Origin of the sequence: Photobacterium sp. GJ3 (assembly GCF_018199995.1) — a bacterium.
Taxonomy (GTDB): Bacteria; Pseudomonadota; Gammaproteobacteria; order Enterobacterales; family Vibrionaceae; genus Photobacterium.
This window is the reverse complement of sequence record NZ_CP073579.1, coordinates 1,151,745-1,169,185: the sequence shown is the minus strand read 5'-3', so window position 1 is coordinate 1,169,185 and position 17,441 is coordinate 1,151,745. Positions and strand designations below refer to the sequence as shown.

Here is a 17,441-nt window from a genome sequence, read left to right as displayed (position 1 = left end):
GATGAAAGATGTCTGTTGTGGTAACAGGAATGGGGATATTTTCGAGTATTGCCCCCAACATTACAGATTTCTTGGCGGCGCTAAAATCAGGCCGCACAAACTTTTCCACTCAGACGGTTGTTTACGGATCCGAACACATGCAAGTCGTCGGTTCTTTTTTGCAAGATTTTGACTTCAAAGAGCAACTGAGTTCTCGGGAGTCGATTCCAGCCGCATTGAAAGAGAAAGCGTTCAATGTCGGCCGGAGGGCTCCAACCGCCATTCAAGCATCCATTTTGTCAGCAATGGATGCTTGGTTGCAGGCTGGGTTATCGGAGCATGTCGCAGAAGCAGACAGGGTGAGTGTTGTTGTTGCTGGGAACAATTTGACTAACGACTACATAGCCCAATTGCATCAAACCTATGAGGATTCCCCTGAATATCTGCCGCCACGCTTCATCCTCCATTCAATGGATACCGATCAGGTCGGGACTTTAAGCGAAGTTTTTTCAATTAGGGGTGAAGGACTGACGACAGGTGGTGCCTCGGCCAGTGGCAACGTAGCACTCATTAAGGCGTTTCAGCTCATTCGGTCAGGGGAGTCAGATGTCGCATTGGTGGTAGGTCCGGTATCGGAACTATCCCCGATGCTCTTTCAGGGTTTCGAAAAGATCGCCGCATTAGGTGGAACTGGTGGTATCGGAAATCCGGCACTTGCCTGCCGGCCTTTTGACAGCGGACATGAAGGTTTTATACCGGGGCAGAGCAGCGCTTGTCTTATTCTTGAAAGCCAGCAAAGCGCTCAGGCTCGGGGAATACCGCCATTGGCGACCATGCTGATGGGCAAAATCTGCCTTGACGCCAACCGACAGGCAAATCCGTCGATGGAAGGCCAGATCCGTGTCATGAAAGAGACACTGCGTTGGGCTGGAATAGATGCACGAAAGGTTAACTATATTAATGCCCACGGCACTTCCACTCCGCTTGGCGACAAAACGGAGCTGTGTTCAATCAAAGCTATCTTTGGCTCAGGCGACGAAAGTCCATGGATCAATTCCACCAAAGGGGTGACGGGACACTGCCTGTATAGCGCGGGTGTTGTGGAGGCCATCAGCACAATCCTGCAGATGCAGAACGGGTTTATTCATCCCAATCTTAACTTAGTTAACCCAGTAGATGGCGACTGCATGCTGGCTGGCCCTCAATCTGAACCGGCTCAAATTCATTATTCATTGAGCAACTCTTTTGGATTCGGCGGTATCAACACATCTGTGATTTTTGCCGGGCCTGAAGTTAACGGAACGCTATCATCTACATTAGGAAAAGGAATCGGACGATGACCACATACTTATTTCCCGGTCAGGGCTCGCAAAGCAAAGGAATGGGAAAAAACGCTTTTGATGATTTTCCGGACTTGGTTGCGCAAGCCGATGAGATTCTCGGTTATTCCATTAAGAAGCTGTGTCTTGAAGATCCGGACAATCAACTGAATAATACCCAATATACTCAGCCAGCTTTATATGTGGTCAACGCTTTACTATACCGGCAACATCTGCAACAAGGGGGAGGGAACCGAACTTTCTTGCTGGACACAGTCTGGGAGAATATAACGCCCTTCAGGCTGCCGGAGTGATGAGCTTTTCTGACGGACTTTCCCTGGTTAAAAGAAGAGGGGAGTTGATGAGTAAATCCGTTGGCGGAGCAATGGCCGCTATTATTCGGCTGGGAGCAGATGAAGTTGAACGGTGTCTGATTGAAAACAATCTGACTGATATTGATATCGCGAACTATAACAGCCCGATGCAGACAGTGTTGTCGGGATTGATTGCCGATCTGGAGGTCGCACAACCTATCTTTGAAAAGGCAGGGGCAATGTTTATTCCCCTCAACACCAGTGGCGCATTCCATTCACGCTATATGGGCAATGCCAGAGCTGAGTTCTTCGACTTTCTCAATCAATTTAAATTTTCTACGCCTGAAATCCCAGTTGTTTCCAATGTTTCTGCACAACCGCAAAAGCCGGAAAATATACATCAGTCGCTGGCCGATCAGATCACTCATCCAGTCAAGTGGACACAAAGTATTCGGTATCTTCTGGATCAGGGCGAGACCGAATTGATTGAAATTGGCGGCGGAGACATTTTGACCAAAATGGTGAAGGCAATACAGGCAGGTGACGAAAAGCCGAGGCGGAGGCGTAACAGAGCTATCCCTGACATGATACAAAAACGGGAGCCAGAGTCTGTCGCTCGCAATTCAGAGGCTTTGACGCCGAATAAAGCTGTTGAAGCATGGAATCATCGACATCCGATTGGGACCAGAGTGCGTGTTGCTGGTTATGACGACATATTTGTGACCCGCAGTATCGCCAGGCTACTGTTTGGGATCAGGGCCGTCGTCTATATGGAAGGCTACAAAGGGTATTTTTCTCTGACGGATGTGACGCCAGAGGTCGCCCATGATTGAAGCGTATCAAACAATAAGAGTTCGATCTGAAGGTTCTGTATGCTATCTCCAGTTGTATCGCCCTGACGCTCACAACACGATTAATCACAAGATGATTCATGAATGTTACGAGGTGCTGGCACTTTGTCGAGAACGAAGCATCACTGTTATTGTGCTTGAGGGATTGCCTGAAGTTTTTTGCCTCGGTGGCGATCTGGATTCCATAACCGGGTCGGACGAAGAAAGGAGACTTCATGAATCAATGCCGGAACAGCTCTATGATTTATGGACATTCATGGCGACAGGCCCGTTCATTACCATCGCTCATGTGTGTGGTCGGGTGAACGCGGGCGGAATCGGTTTCGTTGCGTGTTGCGATATTGTTATCTCTGACCCTGGGGCTCAGTTTAGTTTATCTGAACTTCTTTTTGGACTGATGCCCGCCTGTGTTTTCCCATTTCTGACAAGACGAACCTCTTTCCAGAAAGCACATCACCTTACTCTGATGACGAAACCGATTTCAGCAGAGCTGGCTAAGCAGTGGGGTCTGGTTGATGAATGTGAATCGGATAGCTTGCGGATGTTACAACAGTATCTTTCTCGTTTGAAAAAAATGAACAAGATCGCCATCAGTCGTTATAAACGGTATATCAGCGCTTTGAATGATAATATTCAGTCTGCGAAACCTCTGGCCTTAAAAGCCAACAAAGAAGTCTTTAGTGATCAGGAAACGATTCAAAATATCAGGCGCTACCTGCAAACCGGCCAATTTCCATGGGAATAATGTAAAGGTTGTCGTGGCATAGTGTAATGGTCATCTAAAATTGGCAACAATTTTAGAGTTCTCCCGATACAGTAAGCTTCATGCCACTTCAGCTTCCAGCTTCTCCGGCATGAAGAGAAACAGCATAGAAGATGCGACAAGCAGCAGGCCACCAAGGGTCCAACTGACAGAAATACCGTAATGTTCTGAAATCATCCCGAAAAGCAGTGATGCAAGCACGCCGCCACACGTGATCATGAAAGAGCTGATGGACAACATAGTGGAGCGGACACGCGTTTCTGTGTGTTCATGTAGCAAGACGCGCTCAGAATTATTGCCAGCCGTGAACAGAAAGAAGAACAGCAGGTAACACATAGCAAAGCTGATAGGCTGTGTGGTATTGGCTAAGGCAATGAACGCGATGCCCGCGGCGACCCGGGTCGAGAACATCAGGGTTTTGTGGGATCCTTTCAGAATTTTGAGTAATCGGACGGACAAAATTGACGAACTGGCAGACATCAGAAAGTAAAGGGCAGAAAGGCATCCGAAAAAGGTGACCCCATAACCTGTGCCATGGATGAGTTCTGACAGATAAGGTTGCCAGTAGTTTTCAATCCCGCTCAAGACCATGCCAAACACCAGCGAGGTCTGCATCAGCCGGCGAAGCACCGCATGACGGAAAGCGGTTTTGATGGCTTGCAAACTTGTCTTGAAAGCGTCTGCAGGTTGCTGATTTTCAGGTGATGGCGCAGGTTGTCTTTCTTCATGAATCAATCCCCGCGTAATCAATATCAGAACCAGACTGGCGATGGCAACCAGGGCGATATTGAGATCATATCGGTTCAGCGCTGTCATCGTTGATGACACTGAAAACGAGCGGGCGGTGACGTCGGGCAGCCAGCCACCGATCAGGGAGCCAGCCGCCAGTCCGAGCGTGACGAACACATGAATGGTGGCAATCGCGGAATGAAAAGATTGCTGGCCGGGTTGGCGCCGGAAGCTGTCGTAAAACCAAGCGTCAAGCGTACCGGAATAGACGGCTTTTGCTGTTCCCAGCAGTATGGCTGCAATCAGAATGAGGGGCAGGCCGTCTGCAAAGTACAGCACGATGCAGCCCAGAATGTTGACCAGCAGCGAGATAAGGTAAGTTTTCCTGCGCCCGTAGGTATCTGCGACGCCGCCCAGAGGGATTTCAAGCAGGGCGGTGCTGCCGATCCAGACCGCCATGACGATCCCGATATCCATCAGGTTCAGTCCTCTCGACTGGAAAATCAGTATCAGTACCGGAATCATGATGCCCACAATCGTCCAGTGGAGGCATTGTTGAATCCCGAATCGGCGTGTCAGTCCTTTTTTGCTCATGCTGATGTTCTCTGTAATGCTGAATGTTCGCAAAGAATCCCATATTGATTCATTGTTTCAATGTAATCTCATAAAGGGTCGTATTATGATGCTTTGAGTGTCGGAATGTGATTCGGAGAACGCGAAATGGATGACAGGTTGTCGCAAGAAGTATGTGCTTTGCTGAAAAAGGAGCTCAGGAAAAGGAAAATATCCTATCAGCACTTGGCAGATGCATTGGAAATTTCTGAAGTGAGTGTGAAGCGACTGCTGAATCACGCACAGCCCCTGTCAATGCAGCGACTGATTCGTATCGGTCGTTTGCTGAATTTCCCACTGTCGAAGTTGCTTGAAGAAGCAGAAAAAAATATCTACACCATTCCGGTTTTCACGACAGCGCAGGATCAGGCCTTTTTTGACTGTCCGCCGCTTTTTACCTTCTGGTCTGAGTTAACAGAACACCGGACAGTGAGCGAGATTGCTGAACGCTATGGCTTGAATGAGCCCTCAATCCATCTGTATCTGAGAAAACTGGAATCCATTCAGCTGATTGAGATCAAAGCGAACCGAACTTGTCAGTTATTAGTCCCGAGCCACACGTCTTTTGAAAAAGGGGCCCGGTTTCCCATCTTTTTCACCCGAACGGTGCTGAACCGCCTTCAGGAACGGGTGATTGATCTCCCTGCTGAGGATAACCAGGCTTTTTTGATGACGTTAAAAGCAGAGCTGACGCATGAAGAGTTTTTGGAAGTCATGCACAAGTTAGATGACTGGATGTTCAATAAGCTGCGCGAAAGTCAGGATGTCAGAGCACGGGAAGGCCTGAAAGTTGCCCCTTATACCTTCGGTTTTATGGCGGCTCAGGGAGCTTTTCATGATAAGTTGCCAGACATTCCCAACCTGACTGATGCGGTTCAGTGACGCAGATGCCAGGCATCGCGTCACCCTGCTTCAGCGTTGTGAAAGGTTGTTTTCACTTAAACCCACCGCCAAGCTTTCCACTAAAAAATCCACCAGCAGCCTTACTTTCGGAGACAGCCGGACACTGGATGGAAATAACGCCCAGATCCCTTCTTTATCATCGCGGTACTGGGCCAGCACTTCTATCAGCTCGCCGGATTCCAGATCCTGCTGAATGTAATAATCGGGCAGTTGGATGAGGCCCAGTCCCCGTTTGGCGGCATCACGCAGGGCAAAACCACTGTTGCATTTGAGCCGGCCTGAAATACGAACGGATCGGCTCTGCTGTTGGTCTTTGAACCGCCAGACATCCACGGAGCCGACCAGGCATTGATGTTTACTCAGTTCAGACAAAGTGTGCGGTTCGCCATATTGCGCGAGATAAGACCGGCTGGCACAGACATAAGATTGCCGGGTCGACAGCCTGCGGGCCAGCAGGGTGGAATCTTCCAGCCGGCCTAAGCGTATGGCCAGATCAACGCCGGATTCAATGAGATCGAGTTTCTGGTTGGTCAGCACCAGCTCGACGTCGACCTGCGGGTATTGTTCTAAAAACTGATTGATCAGGGGCGCAAGGTGCATCTCGCCGTATGTGACGGGGGCGGTCACGCGCACCAGTCCTTTTGGGGTGGTTTGCATCTGCGTGACGGCGAGTTCCGCCTGTTCGAGTCCGTCCACCAGATGTTTGCATTGCTGGAAATACAGCATTCCGGCTTCCGTCAGTGTGACTTTACGTGTGGTGCGGTTGAGCAGTTTGACGGCGAGCCTGTCTTCCAGCGCTGCGACGCGGCGGCTGACCTGAGCCACCGAGGTGGACAGTTTTTTGGCGGCCAGTGTGAAGCTGCTCGATTCTGCTACGGCGACGAATTCACTGACGCCTTCCCAGTTTGCCATGGTGTGTTCCGTGTTTGATTCCGAAGTGCTGATTATTACACAGGCGTAAAAATGATTTGCCGGAATCGGTAATTATTTCTGAGATGTTCAGAGATATACTGCATGAAAGCTGTGTATCTCATTCAACAATAAGGAAGATTTTATGACGCTGGCACTGAAACCCGGTCAAACCTCAATCAAATCGAAAGCGGCTGTCGCCTGGGCTGCGGGTGAACCGCTGAAAATGGAAGAAGTCGACGTTCAATTGCCGAAAGCCGGTGAAGTCCTGGTTCGTATTGTGGCGACGGGTGTTTGCCACACGGATGCCTTTACGTTATCAGGCGATGATCCGGAAGGGATTTTCCCGGCGATTTTGGGCCACGAAGGCGGTGGTATTGTTGAAATGGTTGGTGAAGGCGTGACCAGCGTGGCGGTGGGTGATCATGTGATCCCGCTTTACACTGCTGAGTGCGGTGAGTGTAAATTCTGCACCTCGGGCAAAACCAACCTGTGTCAGGCCGTGCGTGAAACGCAGGGCAAAGGTCTGATGCCGGACGGTACGACGCGCTTCTCGATCAATGGGGAGCCGATTTATCACTATATGGGCTGCTCCACGTTCTCGGAATACACCGTGCTGCCAGAAATTTCTCTGGCGAAGGTGAACGAAGCAGCACCGCTGGAAGAAGTCTGCCTGCTGGGTTGTGGCGTCACAACAGGTATGGGGGCTGTACTGAATACAGCGAAAGTCCAAGCGGGTGATACGGTCGCGATTTTTGGTCTGGGTGGTATTGGCTTATCGGCCATTATCGGTGCGCGCATGGCAGGTGCCAGCCGTATCATTGGGGTTGATATCAATGAAAGCAAGTTTGCACTGGCACAACAACTGGGTGCGACGGATGTCATCAACCCGCAGCATTTTGACAAGCCGATTCAGGAAGTGATTGTCGAAATGACAGACGGCGGTGTGGATTTCTCGTTTGAGTGTATCGGCAACGTGAATGTGATGCGTCAGGCGCTGGAATGCTGCCATAAGGGCTGGGGCGAGTCGGTGATCATCGGTGTGGCCGGTGCCGGGCAGGAAATTTCGACGCGTCCGTTCCAGCTGGTCACTGGCCGGGTTTGGCGTGGTTCTGCCTTTGGTGGGGTGAAAGGCCGCTCTCAGTTACCGGGCATTGTTGAACAGTATCTGGCGGGTGAATTTGGTCTGCAGGAGTTTATTACGCATACCATGGGTCTGGATGAAATCAACGAAGCGTTTGAGCTGATGCATGAAGGCAAGAGCATTCGAAGCGTCGTCCATATGGATAAGTAAGCCAACCCCAAACCAATCAAGCATGAACCATACAGCCACAGGCTGTGTGGTTCAATTTCAAAGGATGAAGTGATGACTTCTGAATCCCAAAATCTGCAGCATGTCAGCCAGAACAAAACCTTTGGTGGCTGGCTGAAACAATATACGCATGCGTCAGAAACGCTGAACTGCACCATGCGATTTTCCATTTTCCTGCCTTCCGTGGCCACAGCGGAGCATCCGGTGCCTGCGGTGTACTGGCTGTCGGGCCTGACCTGTACAGATGAAAATTTCTCCCAAAAATCCGGTGCTTTTCGTGTGGCTGAGTCGCTGGGGATCGCCCTGATCATGCCGGACACCAGCCCGCGTGGCGATGAGGTGGCCGATGACGACAGTTACGATCTGGGGCAGGGCGCAGGCTTTTATCTGAACGCGACCCAGCCGCCCTGGAACACGCATTACCGAATGTATGATTACGTGGTTCAGGAACTGCCTGGCCTCATTGAATCGCATTTCCCGGTGTCTGATGTGAAGTCGATTGCCGGGCACAGTATGGGCGGACATGGCGCCCTGACGATTGGGCTGAAACACCCGGAATTGTATCGTGCCATTTCTGCGTTCAGCCCGATTACGCATCCGATGATGTGCCCGTGGGGACAAAAAGCCTTTGCGGCCTATCTGGGGAATGATAAAGAGACATGGCGCCAGTACGATGCCTGCGAATTGCTGAAGCAGGGCAAAGCTGCACTGCCAATGCTGGTGGATCAGGGCGACGCCGATAACTTCCTGAATGAGCAACTCAAACCTGAGCTGTTACAGGCCGCCGCCAAACAGCATGATTCGCCGCTCGAACTGCGCATGCAATCCGGTTACGACCACAGCTATTACTTTATCGCCAGTTTCATTGACGATCACCTGCGCTTCCATGCCCGGTATTTGTTCGCTGAATCTTGATTGCAAACTGTGCTCAGGGCAGGTGAAAACTTGCCCTGAATCAGGACATTGGCCTAATGGGCTGGTAATGCATTGCAGCGGCTGATACTGTGTGCGAATTTTCAAAACTCAGGACTGAACTGAATGGAAAAAGTAGCCATTTTCGTCGATGTGCAAAACGTATATTACACATCCAGGCAGCAGTATCAGCGCAACTTTGATTACAATGCGTTTTGGGCCAGTGTGACGAAAGATCGGGAAGTGGTGGCTGCGTTTGCGTATGCCATCGATCGGGGCGATCGCAAGCAGCAGGAGTTTCAGAACATCCTGCGCGCCATCGGGTTTGAGGTCAAACTGAAACCATTTATTCAACGTTCAGACGGTTCAGCAAAAGGGGACTGGGATGTCGGCATCACCATTGATGCGCTGGAACATTCAGCTGAGGCCGATGTCGTTGTGCTGGTTTCCGGGGACGGTGATTTTGATTTGCTGCTGAACAAGTTGCGAGTCGATAAAGGCAAACAGGTTGAGCTGTATGGTGTGCCTGACTTGACGGCAGCCTCGTTGGTGAACGAAGCCAGTACCTATTTTCCTATCAATGACGATTTGCTGTTGTAATTCGGTGCCTGGGAAGGGCTGTAAGGTCATTTTTGAACGATTCGACATCAGTTTGAGGTTGATTGCCCCTAGCGCAGCAACACCGAATGGACTGGAGTCGATTATCGTGCTGAATCTGCTTCATGATGGCATTGTGCATCTCAGGCTGGTGGATAAAATCGCTCAGCTTTTTCATGCGCGAGCGTTTCCGGGTAACTGATCTTGTGTGCCAGAGCTATCCCGTTAAAAACACACACGCCCCGAACCGGGGCGTGTGTCATATTGGCCATCAGATATCGGGTTTAGGAGAGCAACTCCGGACGATTTTTGTACTGCTCCAGCGCCTCCGGATTGGCCAGCGCGCCGACGTTTTTCACCGGCTGCTGGTGCACCACATTCCGCACCGCCAGCTCGACCAGTTTGCCGGATTTGGTGCGTGGAATGTCCGTGACGGCCAGAATCACCGCCGGAACATGACGTGGTGAGCAATGCGCTTTGATGCGCTGCCGTATCCGGGCCTGGAGCGTCTCATCCAGTGACTGACCCTCTGCAAGCTGGACAAAGAGCACCACGCGCACGTCGTTTTGCCAGTTCTGACCAATCACAATCGAATCGATGATTTCATCCATCGGGTTGACCTGGCGATAGATCTCAGCCGTGCCAATCCGAACGCCGCCCGGATTTAAAACAGCATCGGAACGGCCAAAGAAGATCAATCCACCATGCCGGGTCAGCTGAACAAAGTCACCGTGATGCCAGGTGTTGGGGAACACGTCCCAGTAAGCACTGTGGTAGCGTTGATCGCCTTCGTCATTCCAGAAGCCAACGGGCTGGTTCGGGAAGCTGTTACGACAGACCAGTTCTCCCTGAGCTTCGGTGAGCGGATGGCCCTGATCATCAAACACCTGAACATCCATCCCCAGTGCCCGGCCCTGACATTCACCCCGATAGACCGGACTGATTGGATTCCCGATGGCAAAGCAACCGCAAATGTCTGTTCCGCCGGAAATGGATGCCAGTTGCAAATCAGCTTTGATCGACTGATACACATAGTCAAACTGCTCTGGTGCCAGAACAGAACCTGTGGAACATAAGGTTCTGAGGCGGGACAGTGTGTGCGTCTGATTCGGATGAAACCCTTTTTTCTCCAGAGCTTCCAGATATTTGGCTGAGGTGCCGAATAAGGTGACGTCTTCTGCATCGGCCAAATCCCAGAGCACATTGCCATCGGGGTAAAAAGGCGACCCTTCGTAAAGAATCAGCGTTGCGCCCGCGGCCAGCCCACTGGCCATCCAGTTCCACATCATCCAGCCGCAGGTGGTGAAATAGAACAGGCGATCCCCTTTGTGAACATTGCTGTGCAGCAGATGCTCTTTCAGATGATTCAGCAGCATGCCGCCGACACTGTGCACGATACATTTGGGTTTTCCGGTCGTGCCAGACGAGTAAAGGATATACAGCGGATGGTTGAATTCAACGTGTTCAAACTCGATCGGCCCTGCCTGATACTGGTTCAGTACTTCATTCCAGCCTCGGTATTTGTCTACCAGTGGCGGTGCAACAGGGGCGGGCAGATCGGCAAATGGAATCAGAACGACGGTTTCAACACTGTGCAGTTCCGTCAGCATGGCATTGACTTTTTCAAGGCAGCTGTGGCTTTTGCCGTTGTAAAAATAGCCATCGGCGGCAAACAGAATCTTCGGACAAGTTTGTCCAAAACGCTCGACGACGCTGTCGACGCCAAAATCCGGTGAGGTTGAGGTCCAGATCGCTCCAACGGCACTGCTGGCCAGCATGGCAATGATTGTCTGTGGCAAATTCGGCAGATAGCCCGCAACCACATCGCCAGCGCTGATCCCTTGTTCACGCAGGAACTGACTGAGCGAAGAGACCTGTTGTTCCAGTTCGCGCCAGCTCAGTTGCTGACGTCGCGCTGGGTTCCCTTCACAGTGGAACACAATAGCATCCTTGTCCGGGTGTTGCCGACCATAAGCCAGCAGGTTTTCCGCAAAGTTCAGCCGGGCATCCGGAAACCAGCGGGTATCCTTCGCCGGTTCTTTACTGTTGGGTGGGCAATCGGTGATGCGCGCACCTTTTTCGCCGATCACGCCGCAGAAATCCCAAAGCCTGTCCCAGAAATGATCGCTGTGACGCACAGACCAGTGATGAAGCTGCTGATAATCATGAAACAGTGTGTCTTCCTGCTCGCTTAAAGCCACCATAAACTGGTAAATCAGGCTGTCATGAATCTTGTCTTTTGTGGGTTGCCATAAGATTGGCGCTTGATCGTCTTCCAGATGATGGTCATGCATGCTCATCGTTATCGTCCTTCTTTTGATGGCTGACGTCTTATGTAATTTTTCTTGTTTGCTTCTTTTCGTCTGTCTTAGATGGCTTGATTTTCAGGATGTGCGTCTTTGAATGCTTTGAGTTGTTGACAAGCCTGCTCAATGCGAGTTAACGATGGATATGGAGACAAGTCAAGTTCAAAACGACGGGCGTTATAAAGTTGTGGTACCAGACAGAGATCGGCCAGCATGGGAGTATCACCGCAGCAGAACGTGGTGCTGTGTTGCTGATGGCGAGCTGCCAGTTGTGTTTCCAGTGCGGCCAGACCGGCTTTCAGCCAATGGTGATACCAAATCAGCTTGTCTTCCTGGCTTACTGCCAGTTCGCCGGTCAGATAATTCAGAACCCGCAGATTATTCACTGGATGGATGTCACAGGCCACGCTCAGCGCCAGCGCACGACATTGCGCTTTTTGCCAGGGATCAGAAGGCAGCAACGCGTTTTCGGGATAGCATTCATCCAGATATTCAATGATTGCGAGCGACTGGCTCAGATATCCCTGCTCGGTTTCCAGTGTCGGGACAAGCTGAGCGGGATTAATGGCCTGATAGGCCGGAGATTGTTGTGCCTTATCCACCAGAGAAACCGGGTGGCTATCGTAACGCAACCCTTTCAGGTTGAGTGCGATGCGCACCCGGTAGGCGGCGGATGAGCGAAAATAATCGTAAAGCGTCATCCAGCCTCCTGTTTAGTCTGGTTTGTGGTGATTCAGATCCGTCGGATCGTACTGATGTTCATACTGCACCACAGTTTGTTCAATCGCGCCGAAAATGGAATCGCCCTGATCATCGAACATTTCAATTTTGACGGTATCACCAAACTTCATGAACGGCGTCACGGCCTGACCCTGATCGATGATTTCCAGCATGCGGCGCTCTGCCAGACAGCAGGAGCCACTCGAGCGATCAATATTGGAGACGGTGCCAGAGCCGATAATCGTGCCTGCACTGACATGCCGGGACTTGGCCACATGCTGCACCAGCTCGGCAAAGTTGAAGGTCATATCGATACCAGCATTCGGTTCGCCAAAGAGTTCATTGTTGAGGTGAACCGTCAGACGATGGTGAACCTTGTAATCGTGCCAGCTGCTGCCCAGTTCATCCGGCGTGACTGCAACCGGTGAAAACGCAGAGGCCGGTTTGGACTGGAAAAAGCCAAAGCCTTTGCTCAGTTCTGCAGGGATCAAATTACGCAGAGAAACATCATTCACCAGCATCAGCAGCTTAATGTGCCCGTGAACTTCTTCGGTGCGCGTTCCCATCGGGACATCGTTGGTAATGACCGCAATTTCGCCTTCAAAATCGATCCCCCAGCTTTCGTCAGCCATTTCAATGGGCTGGCGTGGTCCCAGAAAGCCGTCAGACATGCCCTGATACATCAGGGGATCCGTCCAGAAACTTTCCGGCATTTCAGCCCCCGGGCTTTGCGTACCAGCTCGACATGATTGACGTAGGCACTGCCATCAGCCCATTGGTAGGCGCGGGGCAATGGCGAGGCGCATAATGCCGGGTTGAACGGGAAGACATCGTTGGCAATGCCATCGTTCAGGTTACGGTAGAGGTGTTGTAAATCGGCCTCGACCTGATCCCAGTTATCTAAAGCAAACTGCAGCGTCGGGGCGATGTCATGTGCATGTACGGCTTGGGTGAGATCACGTGAAACGATAATCAGTTGTCCGTCACGGCCATGGTTTAAAGAGGCTAATTTCACGTTTTACTCCTTCACTTTACAATGTAAATCTAATGCTTGTTTTTTGACCTGAAGATCATTTCCGGTTAATCCAGGAATACACATAATCTTTGTTTTCAACGCCTTCCGGCAGTTCTGCGACTTCCAGCGGATAGCGGGTGTCGATCATTACGGCCACTTCATCGGTTTCTTTTTTCGGCTGTGCCTGGCTGGCGGCCAATGCTTTCGGGTGCGGGCCATGCGAGAAACCACAAGGGTGATGAGTGATCATCCCGGCTTCAATGTTGTCCCGGCTGAAGAAGTTCCCGCGATGATAGAAAAGCACTTCATCGTAGTCGTCGTTGTTGTGATAGAACGGCACTTTGAGCGCGCCCGGATCAGACTCAATCGGACGGGGGACGAAGGTGCAGATAACAAAGCCATGCGCAACGAAAGTCGTATGTGCTGAAGGCGGCAGATGGTAACGGTGGCTCATCAGCGGACGAATATCGCGCCAGTTCAGTTTGAAGACCGTCAGATTCCCTTTCCAGCCCTGGGCATCAAGCGGGTTGTAAGGGTAGGTAATGGTGTTCATCTGATCGCGGGCTTTCAGCTTGACCTGCCAGCGCTGATCGTTGCTTTGCTGGGCCAGGAACGCATCATCAATTTTGGCGTGTTCCAGAACCGCCGGGTCATACACGGCATGTTGTCCGACGATGCCGCGATCCGGCATCTGATAACCACTGTTTGTGGCTTCAATCAGCAGCAGGGAGACGGGTTCATCCACTTCAATCCGCCAGCTGGTGGCGCGGGGAATTGTAATGTAGTCACCGTCACGGAATGGTAAATGTCCGTAGTCGCAGTACAGGTGGCCGCTGCCTTCATGGACAAACAGCACTTCGTCGCCATCCCCGTTGCGGACCAGATGGTCCATCGACTCGTTTGTGTTCCAGACCCGCATTTTCAGTTGATTGTTGAACAAGACCAGAGAAGCATCCCAGGGCGACTTTCCCTGCTGTTCCAGACGGGTGGTGTCAATGGCCCGCGGACGCAGCGGCCCTTCCCATTCGACCCAGCCAGTGGGCGGGTTGGCATGATACATGTGGCTGGCCGGACCAAAGAATCCTTCCTTGCCACATTCACGTTCATACGTACCGTCCGGCAGATCACAGTGAGCCTGACGGGAAGCTTTGCCTTCGATGATTGGAAACTGAAACCATTGACGCATCTTTCGGTCCTCATTGACGATCACCGTCTGAAGTATATATGGATCAGACGGTGCCTATCCTTGTTGGCCAGGCCCGGGGACAACCCTGTATTGAAGGCGGCTGCGAAAGCCCGGGGGCACTGGTTTAACACCGTATTAACTTGATGCTTTAACTCTGGTTGAGTCCGAATGAACAAGCAACCCCTGTCGTCATATTCACTTTTGATAGGTGTGTTGATTTTTTTACATAACTGTATGTTCTTATTGATGCTCTAAGTTGAAGTCAGGAATGGTCTTTCTTCCGGGCAGTGTGGCTGCGGATTTGTTGGGGTGTTGTAAAAATATTGTTACAGTGAAGCATTTTTACGATTCGTCCCGGATGGTTCCATTGCGATCCCCAAAACGCCTACCCTTAAATCAAGCAGGGAACACACTCAGGTTTTTCTAGGGTAATTTCACCGTTCACTTTAGATGGAGCGGCTGAGGTTACGATTGGACGGACAATTGCCAAGGTCAGGCAGCGAAAGAGAGAAGGTTGTTTTATGGGTAAAGCGACAAAGTACGTATCGAAAGAGCCAGATGAAAACGGCTTGATTCATTGGACAGAGGAAGAGCATCAGATCTGGCACGATCTGGTGACCAGACAGCTGCGTTGTATTCAGGGCAAAGCCTGTGATGAATACCTCCATGGTCTGAAGCTGCTGAATCTGCCCATCGATCGTGTGCCTCAGCTTTCTGAAATCAACGCGGTACTGGAGAAATCAACGGGTTGGCGTTGTGTCGAAGTTCCGGCATTGATTAACTTTGACCGATTTTTCAAACTGTTATCGAACAAAGAGTTTCCTGTGGCCACCTTTTTGCGCAGCCGGGAAGAGTTTGATTATCTGCAGGAGCCGGATTTTTTCCATGAAGTGTTTGGCCACTGTGCCATGCTGACCAATCCTGCGTTTGCAGAGTTTACGCACACTTATGGCCGTCTGGGGATGGATGCATCCAAAGAAGAGCGGGTGTATTTAGCGCGTTTATACTGGTTTACCGTCGAATTTGGGCTGATGCGTCAGGGCGGTCAGCGCCGCATTTATGGCGGGGGCATTCTGTCCTCTCCGGGTGAAACGGAATATGCCATGACCAGCGAGAAACCGGTTTACAAACCATTCGAGCCGATTGATGTGTTGCGAACCCCGTATCGCATCGACATCATGCAGCCCATCTATTTTGAGATTGATGATATCCAGCAACTTTATGAGCTGGCTCATCAGGACATCATGAGTCTGGTGCATCAGGCGCAGTCTATGGGCCTGCATGCACCGCTATACCCACCGAAAAACAAGGAGCAAGTTGGGGAATATGTCTGATTTAACTGAACTGAAGTGCGAAGCCTGTCAAATTGATGCCCCGATGGTCACGGAAAGTGAAATGACGGAACTCACCCAAGCCATCCCAGCGTGGCAAGTTTTGGATGTAAACGGCATTAAACAGTTAGAAAGGGCCTACAAATTCAAAAACTTCAAGCAAGCCTGGGCCTTCGCGGATAAAGTGGCCGAAATGGCTGAAGAAGAGTTTCACCATCCAACCATCACGCTGGAATGGGGGAAAGTTACGGTCAACTGGTGGAGCCACTCCATCAAAGGGCTGCATAAAAATGACTTCATCTGTGCCGCGAAAACAGACCGACTGTCAGAAAATTAAACACTTTTTCTGACGCATTTGGCCGGTGAAAACCCGTGTGATTGACGAAAAGCGCTGAATCTCAGCGCTTTTTTTATGGCTGGGATTCCTGAGGTAGCCACCAAGCTGTCAGCTTTTTTGACAGTGACGGAGCGAAAGCCGCTGCAGATGACAACTGCAGACCGGATAAAAGTGCCTGTCTGGCATTCAAATCAGCGTTTAGTGGATGATTGCAAAACGAATTTTAGCCTTTTCTAATTTGCATTCTGACATGCAAAATGCGAAGCATGTCACGAAAAATCCGTCATTCACCGTGTGGACCAGCCACAGATCATTCACTTACCTCCGGCATTGAAATTGCATGATTCAGATCACATTCTGCCACGCAGAATGGGTCGGCCAGCGAGCTGACGGCAGCAGAGATAATAAAGCATGACCGATTGAACCGGTTGGGTTCAGTCCATTTAGGGGGCAGCACTATGTATGACGCAGAGATGAAGCTGAACCATCAAATCGTCCAGTTTCTGGAGTATAAAATTCAGGCATTGCAAGAGAATGTACAGGAGCGGGTCACGGAGCCGCCAGAGCTTTATACCGCGATTCTGGCTGTTCTGGCGCAATATATGGCCGGATTGAAATCTATTTCCTGCTTACTGAATCATGGGTTTATTCCGCAAACTCGGGGTATTTTCCAGACCTTAGGTGAAGACTATGAGGACATCATTTTCCTGAGTCTGCCCGCGCTGGAAGGCCGGATGACGCATCTGCACGAAGCTTATCTGAAGCGGATTGCCGGCGATGGAAATCAGGATTACTACAGCCCGGTGTCTCGCTGTGAAATTCGCAGCCAGATCCGGGAAGCCAGCGGAATCAACAAGAATGTTTTCCAGCTTTACCCCAAACGGCAAGCATTACAGGTGCTCCGTCCGGTCGGAGATAAACCCTGTTCGGCGAGTCTGGTTATTGAATTGCACCGCCACTTTGCCTACAAGGCTGTGCTGCTGACCGTCCTGACAGCAAAAGTTGCCAGTGAAATGGAAGTCATGCGTGAGTGCCTGAATTACCGGGCACATCTGGAAATGGTTGATCCCCAGGCGGTCAGGATGCCTCAGGTCAAACCGCAGAAGATCAAGCAGCCTGAAACTGTGCAGCCTGAAGTGATGGCTGCAGAAACTCAGGCCGCCAATAACGATATATCTTATGCAGCAATAAGATAATGACCAGCGCTGCCGGGCTGTACCCAAAAGTCGTTGAAGTGTGTTAACGTCAGGAACATTGACAGCAAATGCATTGCACCGTCGTTTTCTCCCTGCTGAGTGTGGTTTCGAACGCCTCGGCAGGGTTTTACTTTGATGGATCAAAGACAG

The 17,441-nt window shown here is 50.9% G+C and carries 16 protein-coding genes and 1 pseudogene; 11 read left to right on the top strand and 6 right to left on the bottom strand.

Annotation, left to right across the window (positions count from 1 at the left end; genetic code table 11):
• Positions 1–8 precede the first annotated feature (8 nt).
• The 4 genes from KDD30_RS22135 to KDD30_RS22125 are packed head-to-tail and all read left to right on the top strand — an operon-like array spanning position 9 to position 3,208.
• Complete coding sequence (locus tag KDD30_RS22135) at positions 9–1,319, top strand: beta-ketoacyl synthase N-terminal-like domain-containing protein (RefSeq protein WP_211650742.1); 1,311 nt, start codon at positions 9–11, stop codon at positions 1,317–1,319.
• A complete protein-coding gene (locus KDD30_RS24780) occupies positions 1,316–1,612 on the top strand; it encodes an acyltransferase domain-containing protein (protein WP_256449243.1) in 297 nt (98 codons plus the stop codon). The genes KDD30_RS22135 and KDD30_RS24780 overlap by 4 nt, the downstream gene beginning before the upstream one ends.
• Positions 1,498–2,445, top strand: coding sequence for an ACP S-malonyltransferase (locus KDD30_RS22130; protein ID WP_371826129.1), 948 nt, complete (start codon positions 1,498–1,500; stop codon positions 2,443–2,445). Before KDD30_RS24780 ends, KDD30_RS22130 begins: the two co-directional genes overlap by 115 nt.
• Positions 2,438–3,208, top strand: a complete 771-nt coding sequence (locus tag KDD30_RS22125; RefSeq protein WP_211650741.1) for an enoyl-CoA hydratase/isomerase — start codon at positions 2,438–2,440, stop codon at positions 3,206–3,208. The genes KDD30_RS22130 and KDD30_RS22125 overlap by 8 nt, the downstream gene beginning before the upstream one ends.
• Positions 3,209–3,286: 78 nt before the next feature.
• On the opposite strand, the gene KDD30_RS22120 is transcribed toward KDD30_RS22125, so the two are convergent.
• Positions 3,287–4,549, bottom strand: a complete 1,263-nt coding sequence (locus KDD30_RS22120) for an MFS transporter (protein ID WP_211650740.1) — start codon at positions 4,547–4,549, stop codon at positions 3,287–3,289.
• A gap of 216 nt (positions 4,550–4,765) precedes the next feature.
• Between KDD30_RS22120 and KDD30_RS22115 the strand changes: the two genes are divergently transcribed.
• Positions 4,766–5,449, top strand: coding sequence for an XRE family transcriptional regulator (locus KDD30_RS22115; RefSeq protein WP_371826107.1), 684 nt, complete (start codon positions 4,766–4,768; stop codon positions 5,447–5,449).
• Between the two features lie 30 nt (positions 5,450–5,479).
• Here KDD30_RS22115 and KDD30_RS22110 read toward each other — a convergent pair whose 3' ends face one another.
• Complete coding sequence (locus tag KDD30_RS22110) at positions 5,480–6,382, bottom strand: LysR family transcriptional regulator (protein WP_211650738.1); 903 nt, start codon at positions 6,380–6,382, stop codon at positions 5,480–5,482.
• Positions 6,383–6,524: 142 nt separating this feature from the next.
• Here KDD30_RS22110 and KDD30_RS22105 point away from each other — a divergent pair, with 142 nt between their 5' ends.
• The 3 genes from KDD30_RS22105 (at position 6,525) to KDD30_RS22095 (ending at position 9,203) form a co-directional block, all read left to right on the top strand.
• The gene (locus tag KDD30_RS22105) at positions 6,525–7,673 is read left to right on the top strand and encodes an S-(hydroxymethyl)glutathione dehydrogenase/class III alcohol dehydrogenase (protein WP_211650737.1); all 1,149 of its coding nucleotides are present in this window, start codon (positions 6,525–6,527) and stop codon (positions 7,671–7,673) included.
• 72 nt (positions 7,674–7,745) lie between these two features.
• Complete coding sequence (gene fghA / locus KDD30_RS22100) at positions 7,746–8,606, top strand: S-formylglutathione hydrolase (RefSeq protein ID WP_211650736.1); 861 nt, start codon at positions 7,746–7,748, stop codon at positions 8,604–8,606.
• A gap of 123 nt (positions 8,607–8,729) precedes the next feature.
• Positions 8,730–9,203: an NYN domain-containing protein gene (locus KDD30_RS22095; RefSeq protein WP_211650735.1), complete on the top strand. Its 474-nt coding sequence runs from the start codon at positions 8,730–8,732 to the stop codon at positions 9,201–9,203.
• Positions 9,204–9,484: 281 nt separating this feature from the next.
• Here KDD30_RS22095 and KDD30_RS22090 read toward each other — a convergent pair whose 3' ends face one another.
• From KDD30_RS22090 to KDD30_RS22075, 4 genes and pseudogenes are all read right to left on the bottom strand, one after another.
• Positions 9,485–11,500: an acetoacetate--CoA ligase gene (locus KDD30_RS22090; protein WP_249199367.1), complete on the bottom strand. Its 2,016-nt coding sequence runs from the start codon at positions 11,498–11,500 to the stop codon at positions 9,485–9,487.
• 68 nt (positions 11,501–11,568) lie between these two features.
• On the bottom strand, positions 11,569–12,207 hold the full coding sequence (gene maiA / locus KDD30_RS22085; protein ID WP_211650734.1) for a maleylacetoacetate isomerase: 639 nt from the start codon (positions 12,205–12,207) through the stop codon (positions 11,569–11,571).
• 12 nt (positions 12,208–12,219) lie between these two features.
• Positions 12,220–13,241, bottom strand: a pseudogene (locus KDD30_RS22080) (fumarylacetoacetate hydrolase family protein).
• A 55-nt stretch (positions 13,242–13,296) separates the two neighbouring features.
• Positions 13,297–14,427 (bottom strand): homogentisate 1,2-dioxygenase, encoded by a 1,131-nt coding sequence (locus tag KDD30_RS22075; RefSeq protein ID WP_211650733.1) that lies wholly within the window; start codon positions 14,425–14,427, stop codon positions 13,297–13,299.
• Between the two features lie 521 nt (positions 14,428–14,948).
• Between KDD30_RS22075 and phhA the strand changes: the two genes are divergently transcribed.
• The 3 genes from phhA to KDD30_RS22060 all read left to right on the top strand — a co-directional run bounded on the left by phhA (position 14,949) and on the right by KDD30_RS22060 (position 17,291).
• Positions 14,949–15,761 (top strand): phenylalanine 4-monooxygenase, encoded by an 813-nt coding sequence (gene phhA, locus KDD30_RS22070; RefSeq protein ID WP_211650732.1) that lies wholly within the window; start codon positions 14,949–14,951, stop codon positions 15,759–15,761.
• On the top strand, positions 15,754–16,095 hold the full coding sequence (locus KDD30_RS22065) for a 4a-hydroxytetrahydrobiopterin dehydratase (protein WP_211650731.1): 342 nt from the start codon (positions 15,754–15,756) through the stop codon (positions 16,093–16,095). The genes phhA and KDD30_RS22065 overlap by 8 nt, the downstream gene beginning before the upstream one ends.
• Before the next feature lie 458 nt (positions 16,096–16,553).
• Positions 16,554–17,291, top strand: a complete 738-nt coding sequence (locus KDD30_RS22060) for a hypothetical protein (protein ID WP_211650730.1) — start codon at positions 16,554–16,556, stop codon at positions 17,289–17,291.
• The last annotated feature ends 150 nt before the right edge of the window (positions 17,292–17,441 follow it).

Bases quoted from the DNA above. Each gene is read 5' to 3' on its own strand.
- KDD30_RS22135 (WP_211650742.1), top strand. From the start codon at position 9: ATGTCTGTTGTGGTAACAGGAATGGGGATATTTTCGAGTATTGCCCCC.
- KDD30_RS24780 (WP_256449243.1), top strand. From the start codon at position 1,316: ATGACCACATACTTATTTCCCGGTCAGGGCTCGCAAAGCAAAGGAATG.
- KDD30_RS22125 (WP_211650741.1), top strand. From the start codon at position 2,438: ATGATTGAAGCGTATCAAACAATAAGAGTTCGATCTGAAGGTTCTGTA.
- KDD30_RS22120 (WP_211650740.1), bottom strand. From the start codon at position 4,549: ATGAGCAAAAAAGGACTGACACGCCGATTCGGGATTCAACAATGCCTC.
- KDD30_RS22110 (WP_211650738.1), bottom strand. From the start codon at position 6,382: ATGGCAAACTGGGAAGGCGTCAGTGAATTCGTCGCCGTAGCAGAATCG.
- KDD30_RS22105 (WP_211650737.1), top strand. From the start codon at position 6,525: ATGACGCTGGCACTGAAACCCGGTCAAACCTCAATCAAATCGAAAGCG.
- fghA (WP_211650736.1), top strand. From the start codon at position 7,746: ATGACTTCTGAATCCCAAAATCTGCAGCATGTCAGCCAGAACAAAACC.
- KDD30_RS22095 (WP_211650735.1), top strand. From the start codon at position 8,730: ATGGAAAAAGTAGCCATTTTCGTCGATGTGCAAAACGTATATTACACA.
- KDD30_RS22090 (WP_249199367.1), bottom strand. From the start codon at position 11,500: ATGAGCATGCATGACCATCATCTGGAAGACGATCAAGCGCCAATCTTA.
- maiA (WP_211650734.1), bottom strand. From the start codon at position 12,207: ATGACGCTTTACGATTATTTTCGCTCATCCGCCGCCTACCGGGTGCGC.
- KDD30_RS22075 (WP_211650733.1), bottom strand. From the start codon at position 14,427: ATGCGTCAATGGTTTCAGTTTCCAATCATCGAAGGCAAAGCTTCCCGT.
- phhA (WP_211650732.1), top strand. From the start codon at position 14,949: ATGGGTAAAGCGACAAAGTACGTATCGAAAGAGCCAGATGAAAACGGC.
- KDD30_RS22065 (WP_211650731.1), top strand. From the start codon at position 15,754: ATGTCTGATTTAACTGAACTGAAGTGCGAAGCCTGTCAAATTGATGCC.
- KDD30_RS22060 (WP_211650730.1), top strand. From the start codon at position 16,554: ATGTATGACGCAGAGATGAAGCTGAACCATCAAATCGTCCAGTTTCTG.